Below are 12,701 nucleotides of genomic sequence, written 5' to 3'. Positions count from 1 at the left end.
GGATCGGGGCGCGACGGGGCGCGCTCCGGCCCGGACACGGAGGTCGGGTGGTGCGTGGCGGACGGGCCCGGGGGCCCTGAGGTGTGTGGGTGCCGCGGCGGCTTCGGTCAGCCGGTCGGGGCCGGCGCCGGCTTCTCGCGGGTCGGGGCGGGCAGGGCGATGAGGACGATCGCAGCCAGCGCCAGGTAGGCGAGGACGACGCCGAGCAGCAGGGTGCGCAGTTCGACCTGGTCGAGCAGCAGTCCGGCGGCCAGGATCAGCACGGTGTTGAGGGTCGCGAAGCGGGCCTCGTTGGAACGCAGGGCCGCGGCCTTCTCGGCGGCCGGGCGGTCGGCGAGCAGTTCGGAGATGGCCCCGACCGAGATCGGGCGGACCGCGCCGACGCCGGCGCCGAGGGCGAGGGTGGCGAAGGCCGCGCCGATCGTGGTCGGCTGCCACAGCAGCACCAGCAGCCCCAGACCGGCGAGGGCGGCCCCGGCCGTGGCGGCGTTCTTCGCGCCGAACCGGGCGGCCAGTCGGGCGCCGTGCCGGGCGGTGAAGTACCCGGCCAGCGTGTACGAGCCGAGGACCAGGCCGAACACCGGCAGCGAGGCGTGCAGACGGGTGTAGAGCAGGTAGGGCAGGAAGCCGATGAACAGGGCGAGGACGAAGCCCCGGACCACGCTGTAGTACGCGCTCCAGCGCAGCACCTCGGAGCGGGCGCCGCCCGGCACCGCACCCTCGTCCGATCCGGCGGCGGATCGCGCGGCCGGCCGGCGGGCGCCGGGTTCGGCGTCCTTGGCCAGGCCCCGGCCCGCGATCGGTACCACGAGCGCGGCGAGCGCGGACATCACGGCGGACAGGATGAACGGGGTCACCGTCGACCACTGGTAGAGGATCGCGCCGAGCACGCCCGCCACCAGGGCGGCGGCGAAGGTGAGCGAGCCGCTGCGGGCCTCCCACAGTCGGGCGTCCGCTCCGTCGCGCCGGCAGATCTCGCCGAGCAGCGCCGAGTCCGTGCCGCTGGCCAGGGCGAACCCGATGGCGGCGACGACCTGTCCGAGCACCGCGACCGGCAGCCCGCCGGGGACCGCCAACAGCAGCAGTCCGGCCGCCTTGAGCCATTCGCCGAGGGCGACCGAGCCGGTCAGGCTCAGCCGGCCGGCGAGCGGCCGGGTGACGACCCCGGCCAAGGCGAGGGCCACCCCGTACACGGCGAGGGTGATCTCGACCGTGGGCAGGGAGAAGCCCCGGTCCCAGAGGAAGACGAAGAGGACGGTGAGGTGGAAGTAGCTCCGGGAGAGCACCCGGTAGGCGGTGAAGACCCGGGGCGCGGAGTCGGCCGAGCGGGCGGGGCCCGCGAGGCCGGGGGCGGCGGGGCCGGCTGAGGTGGTCATGGTCGGTGGCTCCTGGGGGGGTGGTCAGGCGGCGGACCGCGCGCCGATCCGGGGCTTGAAGGCGGGTCGGCCCGCCTCGTACTCCCGGATCCGCTCGGCGTGCCGCAGCGTCGCGTCGATCTCGTCCAGCCCCTCCATCAGCCGCATCCGGTGGTAGGGGTCGAGGGTGAAGGGCACGTCGAGGCCCTCGGCGCGCACCCGCAGGTGTTCGAGGTCGACGGTGACGGGGGTTTCGGGGTGTTCCTCGGCGCGTCGCCACAGTTCGGCGACGACGGACTCCTCCAGCTCGATCGTGAGCAGGCCGTTCTTGAGGGAGTTGCCGCGGAAGATGTCGGCGAAGCGGGGGGAGACGACCACGCGGAACCCGTGGTCGAGCAGGGCCCACACGGCGTGCTCGCGGGAGGACCCGGTGCCGAACTCGGGGCCGGCGACGAGGATCGTGGCCCCGTCGTGGCGGGGCTGGTTGAGCACGAACCCGGGGTCCCGGCGCCAGCGGGCGAACAGGCCGTCGGCGTACCCGGTGCGGGTGAGCCGCTTGAGGTAGCTCACGGGGATGAGCTGGTCGGTGTCGACGTTGCCGCGACGCAGGGGCGCGATGCGGCCGGTGTGCCGGTGGAAGGGTTCCATGGTCGCTCTCGGGTCTGGGGTGGGGCGGTCGGCGCGGACGGCGCGGGTGACGCGGTCGGCGTCGGGGCTCAGGCGGGGGACGCGGCCCGGGCGGGGACCGGGGCGAGCGTCGCCGGGGAGGCGAGCGCGCCGGCCACCGCCGTGGCCGCGGCCACCGCCGGGGACACCAGGTGGGTGTGGGAACCGGCGCCCTGCCGGCCCTCGAAGTTGCGGTTGGAGGTGGAGGCCGCGCGCTGCCCGGGCTCCAGGAAGTCGGGGTTCATCGCCATGCACATGGAGCAGCCGGCGTTGCGCCACTCCGCGCCCGCGTCCCGGAACACCCGGTCCAGGCCCTCGGCCTCGGCCACCGCCTTGACCCGGTCGGAACCGGGCACGACGAGCATCCGCAGGCCCTCGGCGACCGTGCGACCGCGCAGCACGTCGGCGGCGGCGCGCAGGTCCTCGATCCGGCCGTTGGTGCAGGAGCCGAGGAAGACGGCGTCCACCGGGATCCCCAGCAGGGGCGTCCCCGGGGTCAGGCCCTGGTAGGCCAGGGCCCGTTCGGCCGCCACCCGATCGTCGGGGTCGGCGAAGGAGGCCGGGTCCGGCACCTCGGCGGCGAGCGGGGCGACCTGGCTCGGGTTGGTGCCCCAGCTGACGTACGGGGTGAGCTCGTCGAGGTCGATGTCGACCTCCTTGTCGAACACCGCGTCGGGGTCTCCGCGCAGGGTCCGCCACCAGGCCACGGCCTCGTCCCAGTCGCTGCCGGTCGGGGCGTGCTCCCGGCCTTCGAGGTACGCGAACGTGGTCTCGTCCGGGGCGATCATCCCGGCCCGGGCGCCGGCCTCGATCGACATGTTGCAGATCGTCATCCGGGCCTCCATGGACATCGCGTCGATCACCGGACCCCGGTACTCGATCACGTGCCCCTGGCCACCGCCGGTGCCGATCCGGCCGATCACCGCGAGGATGATGTCCTTGGCGGTCACCCCGGGACCCGGCGTGCCGCGCAAGTTGACGGACATCGTGCGGAACGGCCGCAGCCGCAGGGTCTGGGTGGCCAACACGTGCTCCACCTCGCTGGTCCCGATCCCGAAAGCGATCGCGCCGAAAGCGCCGTGCGTGGAGGTGTGGGAATCCCCGCACACGATCGTCATTCCGGGCTGGCTCAATCCGGTTTCGGGGCCGATCACGTGGACGATTCCCTGTCCCGGATCACCGAGCGGATAAAGCGTGACCCCGAATTTCTCGCAATTCTCGCGGATGGCCTCGACCTGGGCCCGGGAGACCCGGTCCACGATCGGGAGCCCGATGTTCTCGGTCGGGGTGTTGTGGTCCTCGGTGGCCAGGGTCAGGTCCGGGCGGGCCACCCGCCGGCCGCGCAGGCTCAGGCCGTCGAACGCCTGCGGGCTGGTGACCTCGTGCAGCAGGTGGAGGTCGATGTAGAGGACGTCCGGTTCGCCTTCGGCCCGGTGGACCAGGTGCGCGTTCCAGACCTTCTCGGCGAGGGTGAGCCCCGACACGTCCGCTCCTTTTCTCTCGTGCTCTCGCCGGGGGCTTCGCGTATTTCCGTCGAACCCGGCGTTGTGAACACGACGTTATTCGCACCCCGAGCCGGTTCTCAATGGGAGCACTTCGCAGGGAACACGGGCGTACCTCCAAAGTGACATGGGCGGAATAACCCCCTCCTGCCTAGATTCGAGCCGTGCCCACCATCACCGTCAGTGACAGATCGATCGCCCTGTTTCCCGACCGCGCCCAGGCGCCCGTCGGAGCCCGCCCCGGGGCGGACGGCGGCTTAGGCCCCACCGCTTCCGCCCCCGCGCCGCACGGCGTGATCTCGTCGGTCCGCACCACGCTCGTCCGCCTGCCGCGCACCCTGCGGCTCTGCCTGACCGAGGCCCGCCCGCTGGTCCAGGCCGTGTTCGTGCTCCGCTATCTGACGGGCGGCCTCGCCGCCCTCACCGGCGAGGTGAGCACCCTGCCGAACCTGCTGCTCGGGGCCCTCGCCTGGTGGGCCGCCACCGTGGCCATCTACCTGTACAACGGCCTGTCCGACCTGCCGGAGGACCTGGTCAACGGCTCCCGTCGGCCCCTCGCGAGCGGCCGGCTGGCGGCCCCCGCGGCCCGCGTCGTCACCCTCGCCCTCGCCGCGCTCGCCCCGGCCCTCGCCGCCGGCGCCGCCCCCGCCCTCGTGCCCTGCGTGTTCGGCTACCTCGCCCTCGGCTTCTGGTACTCCGCCCCGCGCGGCGCCGCCAAGCGTCGCGGCTGGTCCGCGACCCTCAGCACCACCGCCGCCGCCCTGCTCAGCTACGTGGGCGGCTGCCTCGCCGGCGGCGGCGCCCTGACCACCACCGCCCTCGCCGTCGGAGGGGTGATGTCCCTGTGGGTCGGCCTGATCGGCGCCGTCACCAAGGACCTCGGCAGCACCGCCGGCGACGCCCGCGCCGGGCGCCGCACCCTGGCCGTGACCCGCGGCGAGAACGCGGCCCGCCGGTTCAGCGCCGTCTGCGCCCTGGCCCTGTCCGCGATCGCCGTCGTCGGCAGCGCCGCCCTCGCCGGACTCCCGGCCCAGGTGTCCGGAATCGTCCCCCCGCCCGAGGCAACCGGAATCTGCGCTCCGTATTTCTCCACGATCCTCGCGGCGAAGATCGCCCTTCTCGCCGGAGCCTGCGTCCTGAGCATCGGATCCCTCAAAGTCGCCCAGAGTTGCTTTCATCCGATCGAATCCCGCCCACGCGCCCCGTACCGGGCCGGAATGGCGACTCAGTACGCCGTGCACCTGGTCGTCGCCCTGGCCCTGGCCTGCGGGTTCGTCGGAGTCTGACCCACTTTCCGACTATCGAACGTGACCGTCCGGTCTTACCGAGAGAATTTCCCCGCCCTTTACTCGCACCAAGATCTCTTATTGCTAGATTTGCGAACGACGCTCCCCCCGTCGCCGCACGTACTTGCAGAAAGAGTCGCGAAAACATGCCCGCGAGACAAAGGCAGCACGGGGAGCCACACCCTCCCGCCGATCCCCTCGGCATTCCCCTCACCCGGGCCCTCGACGCCTACGGCGACGCCCTCCGCCGCGCCGGCAACCCCCTCGTCGCCACCGAGACCGTCTGGCTCTCCGCCCGCGCCCAGGCCGAGGGCATCCTCACCGAGTGCCTCCGGGCCCTGCACGAGGACGGAACCACCGGCACCGGACCCGACACGGCGGACCCCGAGAACCCCGGGGGCATCGACCCCGAGGCCGAATGGACCTCCCTCGCCGTCGGAGTCCGCCGCGCCGCCGAACGCATCGACCCCATCGACTCGATCCGCGCCGCCCAGGCCCTCTTCGAAACCGCCTCGCTCGTCCTCGTCGACGAGGCCCGCGCCCTGCCCGCCGACACCGCCCTGGCCCACCTCGGACGCGCCTCGCGCACCCTGCACCGCGCGATCTCCAGCCGCGTCGCCGCCGCCGCCATCGGCTACGAGGCATCCACCCTCCGCCACGTCGGCGAGGCCAACACCGCCCGCCGCGACGAACTCGCCCGCGACATCCACGACCACATCGGCAGCAGCCTCAGCCTCGCCCTGCGCTGCCTGGACCTGTACGAGGCCGAACTCGCCCTCGGACGCACCCAGGACCCCGCCCAAGGCGGGCGCGACCGCCTCGCCGACGCCCGCAAGGCCCTCCTGAGCACCTTCGGCTTCACCCGCCGGCTCGTCGGCGGCCTGCGCGCCTACGACCTCCGCGACAGCCTGAGCGCCGAGATCGACGAGTACACCCGCACCGCGAGCACCCACGGCGCCCGGGTCACCGTCACCCTCAACGGCGACGAGACCTGGATGACCGACCGACAGCGCGAGGAGATCTTCCTCGTCGTCCGCGAATGCCTCCGCAACGCCTTCGCCCACGCGGCGGCCCAGCGCGTCGACGTGCTCGTCAACATCGCCCCCGACCTCGTCGAGGGCACTGTCGAGGACGACGGGACCGGCTTCGACCCCGACGCGGCCGACCACCGGCCCGGCGGCGGCATCGCCGGCATGGGCGAACGCGTCCGCGCCCTCGGCGGCGCCTTCACCCTCACCGGCCGCCCCGGACACGGCACCCGCGCCCGCTTCACCGTCCCCCTCGGCCGACCCGCCTCCCCCGCGACCGGCCCGAGCCCCCGGACGGAGGCCCCCGCCCGATGAACCGCGACATCCGCATCCTCGCCGCCGACGACCACAGCCTGCTGCGCGAGGCCCTGTGCGAACTCCTCGACCTGCACGACGGACTGCGCGTGATCGCCCAGGCCGGCGACGCCGCCGGCGCCGTCGCCATGGCCCGCGAGCACCAGCCGGACGTCGTCCTCATGGACGTCGAGATGCCCGGACCCGGGCCCCTGCCCACCGTCCGCGACCTGCGCCAGGCCGCCCCCGAGGCCCGCATCATCGTCCTGACCATGCACGACGACCCTCGCCTGATCGAGACCCTGCTCGCCGCCGAGACCTCCGCCTACCTCCACAAGGAGGTGCACCGCGACATCCTCGTCTCGGCGATCCGCAGCGCCATGGCCGGCGGCAAGACCACCTTCCTGCCCCGCGCCGGCGCCGAGGCCCCCGAACGCTCCACCCTCACCGACCGCGAACGCGAACTGATGGAACACGTGGCCCAGGGCGCCAGCAACCGTCAGATCGGCAACCGCCTCGGCATCACGGAGGGCACCGTCAAACGGCACCTCCGCAACGTCTTCGACAAACTCGGCGCGACCTCCCGCCTCGACGCCGTCAACCGCCTGCGCGAGCTCGAACCGTACTGACCGGCCCCGCGGACCCGCCCCTCACGCCGTCCGCAACCGGGGCCGGGGCGGGGCCGCCGCCAACGCGGGCCAGGTCTGCGCCAGCAGGTCCCCCAACAGGATCGGGTCCCGCGACTCCCCCACCTCCCCCGCCGCCGCCCCGCCCCGGGCCGGCCGCTCCCCGGCCGCCTCGACCCCGTGCGCACTCGTCCGCCGACTCCACATCCCGATCCACCCCCACCTGTCGCGAGCAGTCCTACGGGGATGCTTCCACCCACCACCGACAATCACGCCCGGGGCTCGGGGTCAGTGGTCCAAGGGGTTGGTCGCGATGCGGGCGGCCACGCCGTTCTCGACGAGGCCGGCCGCCGCCGAGGCGGGTTTGCGGGCGGACTGGGCGGTCATGTGGGCCAGGAACGCCGCGCCGAAGGCGCCGCGCGGGTACGCCGTCACGAGGGCCTCGCGGAACTCGGCCGGGAACGTCGTCACGTCCAACCCGGACACGTCCGCGCTCGTGCCCACCTGGAGCAGGTGGCTCTCCGCGTCCGCCGCGGCCGGCACGTCCTCGCGCATGTGCAGCACGATCACCTCCGCCACCCGGTCCCGGCGGGCCCGGGACCAGCCCAGCCCCGCCGTGAACGCGCGGGCCACGTGCCCGCTCGCCTCCTCGAAGGGCAGCGCGTGGCTGTCGAAGGGGTCCGTCAGACCCAGGTCGTGCAGGAGCGCGGCCACCCACAGGAGTTCGGCGTCCACGTCGAGCCCGTCCCGCTCCGCCCGGGCCGCCGCGAAGGCGTACGAGCGGACCGAGTGCGCCAACAGGTCGGCGTCCGCGTACTCCGCCGCGAAGGCCAGCGCCGCCTCCCCGGCGGGGGTCGGCGGGGTCCACAGGCGGGCGTGGCGCGGGTCGGTGGTGGTCTCGGACATCGTGGGTCCCCCCGGTCTCGACGACGGTGCACGAGCACCGTACGTCCCCGCCGCGCGCCCCGCGCCGGCGGCCGGCCGCTCCCGGGCCCCGGCCCTGTTTCACGTGAAACACGGCGTTCGTGTTCCACGTGAAACACCGCACCCCACAATGGCTCCATGAGCAGCGACGCGAGCGACACCACCGGATTCGACGCGGGCGAGACCACGCCCGACTGGGAGAAGCGGTTCCGAGCCCCCCGGGTCGGACTGCCGGAATGGGCCGAGGACGCGCCCGACCGCTCCCTGTTCGTCTCCAACGCCACCGGCACCTACGAGCTGTACGCCTGGGACCGTGCCACCGGCGAACGCCGCCAGGCCACCGACCGCCCCAACGGCACCACCGACGGCACCCTCTCCCCCGACGGCGAGTGGATCTGGTGGTTCTCCGACACCGACGGCGACGAGTTCGGCACCTGGGTGCGCCAGCCCTTCGCCGGCGGCCCCGACGAACCCGCCACCCCCGGCCTGGAGCCCTCCTACCCCGCCGGCCTCGCCATCGGCCGCACCGGCACCGTCGTGGTCGGCCGGTCCACCGACGAGGACGGCTCCACCGTCCACGTGCTGCCCGCCGACGGCGGCGCCCCCGTCGAGATCTACCGGCACCGCGAATCCGCCGGCGTCGGCGACCTCTCCCGAGACGGCACCCTGATCGCCCTGGAGCACACCGAACACGGCGACGCCATGCACTCGGCGATCCGCGTGGTCACCCTCGACGGCACCACCGTCGCCGAGCTCGACGACTCCGCCGCCGGCACCCTCGAACTCGGCCTCGAAGTGCTCGGCTTCGCACCCGTCGACGGCGACACCCGCCTCCTCGTCGGCCACCAGCGCCGCGGCCGCTGGGAACCGATGATCTGGGACGTCACCACCGGCACCGAGACCGACCTCGCCCTCGACCTGCCCGGCGACGTGGCCGCCGAGTGGTACCCCGACGGCTCCGCCCTCCTCGTCTCGCACAGCTTCGAGGCCCGCAGCGAGCTGTGGCGCCACGAGCTCGCCGACGGGACCCTGACCCGCGTCGACACCCCCCGGGGCAGCGTCTCCGGCGCCTCCGCCCGCCCCGACGGCAGCGTCGAATACCTGTGGTCCTCCGCCGCCGAGCCCTCCTCCGTCCGCTCCACCGCCCTCGACGGCGGAGTGGTCCTGGACGCCCCCGGCCCCAAGGCCCCCGGCTCCCTGCCCGTCTCCGACGTCTGGGTCGACGGCCCCGGCGGCCGGGTCCACGCCCTGGTCCAGACCCCCGACCCCGAGCTGCACGGCCCCGGCCCCTACCCGACCGTCTTCGAGGTCCACGGCGGCCCCACCTGGCACGACAGCGACGCCTTCGCCGCCGCCCCCGCCGCCTGGCTCGACCACGGCTTCGCCGTGATCCGCGTCAACTACCGGGGCTCCACCGGCTACGGCCGCGCCTGGACCGACGCCCTCAAGCACCGCGTCGGGCTCATCGAGCTGGAGGACGTCGACGCCGTCCGGGCCTGGGCCGTCTCCCCCGAAGGCCCCGCCGACCCCGCCCGCCTCGTCCTCTCCGGCGGCTCCTGGGGCGGCTACCTCACCCTCCTCGGACTGGGCACCCAGCCCGATGCCTGGGCGGTGGGCCTCGCGGCCGTCCCCGTCGCCGACTACGTCACCGCCTACCACGACGAGATGGAGGCCCTGAAGGCCCTCGACCGCACCCTCTTCGGCGGCACCCCCGAGGAGCAGCCCGAACGCTGGGCCGCGTCCTCCCCCCTGACGTACGTGGACGCCGTGCGCGCCCCGGTGCACATCGCGGCGGGCGTCAACGACCCCCGCTGCCCCATCCGCCAGATCGACAACTACGTGGACCGGCTCGCCGCCCGCGGCCACGAGCACGAGGTCTACCGCTACGACGCCGGCCACGGCTCCCTCGTCGTCGCCGAGCGGATCAAGCAGGTCCGGATGGAGCTGGAGTTCGCCCTCAAGCACCTCCCCCGCCCGACCGACCGGCCGGCCGTCTGACCGACCCGGCGCCCGGGAACCGGTGCACCCCCCGTACGGTGGAGGGGTGCACCGGTTTCTGCTGACCCCGCGATGGTGGGGGATCAACATCTTCGTCGTGCTGTCCGTGCCCTTCTGCCTGTTCATGGGCACCTGGCAGCTCGGCCGCTTCGAGGATCGCGTCGACACCCACCGGGAGGTCACGGCCGAACGCCCCGCCGACGAGGCCCCCGCCCCCCTCGACTCCCTGCTCCCCGTGGACAAGCGGACCTCCGGTCGCCTCGCCACCGTCACCGGCGTGTACGCCGAGCGGTTCCTCGTGCCCGAACGTCGGCTCGACGGGAAGGACGGCTACTTCGTCCTGAACCTCCTCAAGACCGACTCCGGCAAGGCCGTGCCCGTGGTCCGCGGCTGGCTGCCCGGCACCGCCGACCCGGCCGCCGCTCCGCAGGCCCCGACCGGCCGCGTGCGGGTGGTCGGGGCCCTCCAGGCCCCGGAGAACGCCAGCAGCAAGGGCGTGTACTCCGCCGGCGGCCTGCCCGCCGGACAACTCGGCGTGATCGGCCCCGCCGCCCTGATCAACCTCGTGCCCCACGAGCTGTACGACGCCTGGCTGACGATGCAGCAGCCCGAACGGACCGCCGACGGGGCCCCCGTCGCCGGCGCCGGCGGGCCCGCGCTGACCCCCGTGCCCGCCAAGGCCCCCGTCAACACCGGCCTGGACCTGAAGGCGTTCCAGAACCTCGGCTACACCGGCGAGTGGTTCGTCTTCGCCGCGTTCGTCCTCTTCATGTGGTGGCGGCTCTACCGGCGCGAGGTCGAATCGATCCGCGACGCCGAGGCCGGCCTCCTGGACGCCGAGGTCGAGGCCGAGGCCGAGGCCCCGAAGACCCCCGCGCCGGCCACGACCGCCGCCGACTGACCGCCCGAGCGCCGGCCGCACGCGCACCGAGGCCCCCGTGACCACACCGGTCACGGGGGCCTCGCGCATCCGTGCTCAGGAGGCCGGGACCCCGCCCGCGCCCACCGGCAGCACGTCCGTCCGGTACACCGTCCCCGCCTCGCACGTCGCCGGGATCGACACCGTCTCCCCCGGCGCGCCGGCCACCGGCGTGTGGGTCACGTCGAGGGTCCCGGCCGCGGGCGGTCGCGCCGTCCCGTCGCTCCCCGGATCCGCCGTCTCCGACGCCTCCCCGCCCTCGGGCCCCGGCGCGGCGGCCCGCCCCGCCTCCGCGAGCGGGAGCCGCTCCCCCGGACCCTTCGACGGGGCCGCGTCCGCGCCTTCCCCCGAGCCCGCCTCGCACGCGGGGCCGCCCGGCATCCACACGAAGCGCACCTCGTACGCCGTCTTCGGGGGCAGGATCAGCGCACTCGACGTCAGCGAGGGGTCCGGCAGCCCGGTCGCCGCCCCGCTCCCCGGGTTGTCGAGCACCCGCACCCCGCCCCGCACCGAGACCCCGTCCCGGACCTGGGCCACCACGGCGCCCGGCCCGGGCACCAGGCAGTCGGCGGCGGAGTGGTTGGTGACGCGGAAGGTGCCGCGCACGCGCCCCTCGGCGTCGGGGCGTCCGGTGGCGGCGACGCTGTCGAGCTGGGCGGCCGTGCAGCGGGGGGTGTGGGGGGCGGAGCCGGGCGGCAGCGGGGTGGGCACCACCGGCGGCCGAGGCCGGCCGGGGCCCTCCGGGAGGGACCCGCCGCCGGTCGTGGGGGACGCGGAGGAGCCCCGGGAGGGGCGTGCGTCGGTCCCGGCGTCGGCGTGACCGGCGCCCTCGGGGCCGGCGGTCCCGGCGTCGGGGCCGCCCTGCGTGCCCGCGTGACCGCCGCCGGGTCGGGCGGCGTTCGGGAGGACGGGGTCGGCGGTGCCCCCGTCGGCGGTACCCCCGTGGGCCAGGCTCGCGTGGGGCGCTTCGCCCGGCTCGGAGCCCGCGGCGGTCACCTTCAGCGCGGTCGGCACCCCGAGGGCGAGGGCCGCGAACACCGCGCCGGCCACCACGACCCGGCGCCTGCGGGCCTGGCGACGGGGGACCCCGCGCCGGATCCGGTCGAGCGCGTCGGGGGAGGGTCCGAGCTCGGCCACCGCCCCGTGCAGGAGGGCCCGCAGCTCCGGCGCCTCGGAGGGGGCGGATCCCGTTCCGGTTTTCTCCGGGCCGGGGGCCGGGGTCTCGGGCCGCTCGCTCATGACCGGTCCCCCATCGCCACGCGCAACGCCGCGATCCCCCGGGATCCGTACGCCTTGACCGATCCCAGCGAGATGCCGAGGGTCTCGGCCACCTGTGCCTCCGTCATGTCCGCGAAGTACCGCAGCACCAGCACCTCGCGCTGTCGCCGCTGGAGCCCGCGCATCGCCGCGACGAGGGCGTCGCGTTCGAGCCGGTCGTACGCCCCTTCCTCGGCGCTCGCCATGTCCGGCATCGGCTTGGACAGGAGCTTCAGGCCGAGGATGCGGCGGCGGAGCGCGGATCGCGAGAGGTTGACGACGGTCTGGCGGAGGTAGGCCAGCGTCTTGTCGCGGTCGCGCACCCGGTTGCGGGCCGAGTGCACCCGGATGAACGCCTCTTGGACCACGTCCTCGCAGGAGGCCGTGTCGTCGAGGAGCAGTGCGGCCAGGCCGAGCAGGGAGCGGTAGTGCGCCTGGTAGGTCTCGGTCAGGTGGTCCACGGTGGTCCCGGCCGGCGCCTCCGCCTCGACCGGCTCCGCGACGGGTTCCGCGGCCGGCACCGGGTCCTCGGGGATCGGGGCCGCGGGGAGCTCGTCCTCGGGGATCTCGTCCTCGGGAGGAGGGGCGGTGGGGCGGCTCCGCGACCCGTCCCCGGTGCGCTGGCCGGGAACCCGCCCACCGGGGGTGGGTTCGCGGTGGTCCGGGCGCCGGTCCGGATGGTCGGTGGGAGCGCTCACCGGGAGGTCCCCGGGCGTCCGGACACCTGGGATGCGCGGGCGCACGGGCGTGATGCCCCGGCCCACCGGGATGATGGTGAACTCCAACAGTGCCTCTGCCACATCGGTGGGACCCTCGGCCGGCCGCCAGGGTTGTACGCGTGGGGCC

General features: G+C 74.7%; 12 protein-coding genes. 5 read left to right on the top strand and 7 right to left on the bottom strand.

All coding sequences use genetic code 11. The features are described from left to right. Window positions 1–107: 107 nt before the first annotated feature. The 3 genes from ACN20G_RS13380 to leuC form a co-directional block, all read right to left on the bottom strand. Complete coding sequence (locus ACN20G_RS13380; protein ID WP_424212990.1) at window positions 108–1,376, bottom strand: MFS transporter; 1,269 nt, start codon at window positions 1,374–1,376, stop codon at window positions 108–110. A 24-nt stretch (window positions 1,377–1,400) separates the two neighbouring features. Then, window positions 1,401–2,003, bottom strand: coding sequence for a 3-isopropylmalate dehydratase small subunit (gene leuD / locus ACN20G_RS13375; protein WP_424212989.1), 603 nt, complete (start codon window positions 2,001–2,003; stop codon window positions 1,401–1,403). Window positions 2,004–2,071: 68 nt separating this feature from the next. Next, window positions 2,072–3,505: a 3-isopropylmalate dehydratase large subunit gene (gene leuC / locus ACN20G_RS13370; protein WP_424212988.1), complete on the bottom strand. Its 1,434-nt coding sequence runs from the start codon at window positions 3,503–3,505 to the stop codon at window positions 2,072–2,074. 311 nt (window positions 3,506–3,816) lie between these two features. Here leuC and ACN20G_RS13365 point away from each other — a divergent pair, with 311 nt between their 5' ends. From ACN20G_RS13365 to ACN20G_RS13355, 3 genes are all read left to right on the top strand, one after another. Continuing rightward, window positions 3,817–4,809 carry a UbiA family prenyltransferase gene (locus ACN20G_RS13365; RefSeq protein WP_424212987.1) on the top strand — a complete coding sequence of 331 codons (993 nt, stop codon included), beginning with the start codon at window positions 3,817–3,819 and terminating at the stop codon, window positions 4,807–4,809. Window positions 4,810–4,955: 146 nt separating this feature from the next. After that, a complete protein-coding gene (locus ACN20G_RS13360; RefSeq protein ID WP_424212986.1) occupies window positions 4,956–6,152 on the top strand; it encodes a sensor histidine kinase in 1,197 nt (398 codons plus the stop codon). Next, window positions 6,149–6,760 carry a response regulator gene (locus ACN20G_RS13355; RefSeq protein ID WP_424212985.1) on the top strand — a complete coding sequence of 204 codons (612 nt, stop codon included), beginning with the start codon at window positions 6,149–6,151 and terminating at the stop codon, window positions 6,758–6,760. The genes ACN20G_RS13360 and ACN20G_RS13355 overlap by 4 nt, the downstream gene beginning before the upstream one ends. A 21-nt stretch (window positions 6,761–6,781) precedes the next feature. On the opposite strand, the gene ACN20G_RS13350 is transcribed toward ACN20G_RS13355, so the two are convergent. After that, window positions 6,782–6,964, bottom strand: coding sequence for a hypothetical protein (locus tag ACN20G_RS13350; protein ID WP_424212984.1), 183 nt, complete (start codon window positions 6,962–6,964; stop codon window positions 6,782–6,784). An 81-nt stretch (window positions 6,965–7,045) separates the two neighbouring features. Further along, window positions 7,046–7,663: an HD domain-containing protein gene (locus ACN20G_RS13345; protein WP_424212983.1), complete on the bottom strand. Its 618-nt coding sequence runs from the start codon at window positions 7,661–7,663 to the stop codon at window positions 7,046–7,048. A gap of 156 nt (window positions 7,664–7,819) precedes the next feature. Between ACN20G_RS13345 and ACN20G_RS13340 the strand changes: the two genes are divergently transcribed. Continuing rightward, window positions 7,820–9,679, top strand: coding sequence for a prolyl oligopeptidase family serine peptidase (locus tag ACN20G_RS13340; protein WP_424212982.1), 1,860 nt, complete (start codon window positions 7,820–7,822; stop codon window positions 9,677–9,679). A 46-nt stretch (window positions 9,680–9,725) separates the two neighbouring features. Beyond that, window positions 9,726–10,580 (top strand): SURF1 family protein, encoded by an 855-nt coding sequence (locus ACN20G_RS13335; protein WP_424212981.1) that lies wholly within the window; start codon window positions 9,726–9,728, stop codon window positions 10,578–10,580. Between the two features lie 75 nt (window positions 10,581–10,655). On the opposite strand, the gene ACN20G_RS13330 is transcribed toward ACN20G_RS13335, so the two are convergent. Together ACN20G_RS13330 and ACN20G_RS13325 are read right to left on the bottom strand one after the other, a co-directional pair. Beyond that, window positions 10,656–11,837, bottom strand: coding sequence for a hypothetical protein (locus tag ACN20G_RS13330; protein ID WP_424212980.1), 1,182 nt, complete (start codon window positions 11,835–11,837; stop codon window positions 10,656–10,658). Continuing rightward, window positions 11,834–12,376: a SigE family RNA polymerase sigma factor gene (locus ACN20G_RS13325; protein WP_424215496.1), complete on the bottom strand. Its 543-nt coding sequence runs from the start codon at window positions 12,374–12,376 to the stop codon at window positions 11,834–11,836. The genes ACN20G_RS13330 and ACN20G_RS13325 overlap by 4 nt, the downstream gene beginning before the upstream one ends. Window positions 12,377–12,701 lie beyond the last annotated feature (325 nt).

This window comes from Streptomyces dryopteridis (assembly GCF_049606955.1).
In the GTDB taxonomy this organism is placed as follows: Bacteria; Actinomycetota; Actinomycetes; order Streptomycetales; family Streptomycetaceae; genus Streptomyces.
The sequence above is the reverse complement of the archived record's forward strand: the minus strand, read 5'-3'. Positions and strand labels throughout refer to the sequence as shown.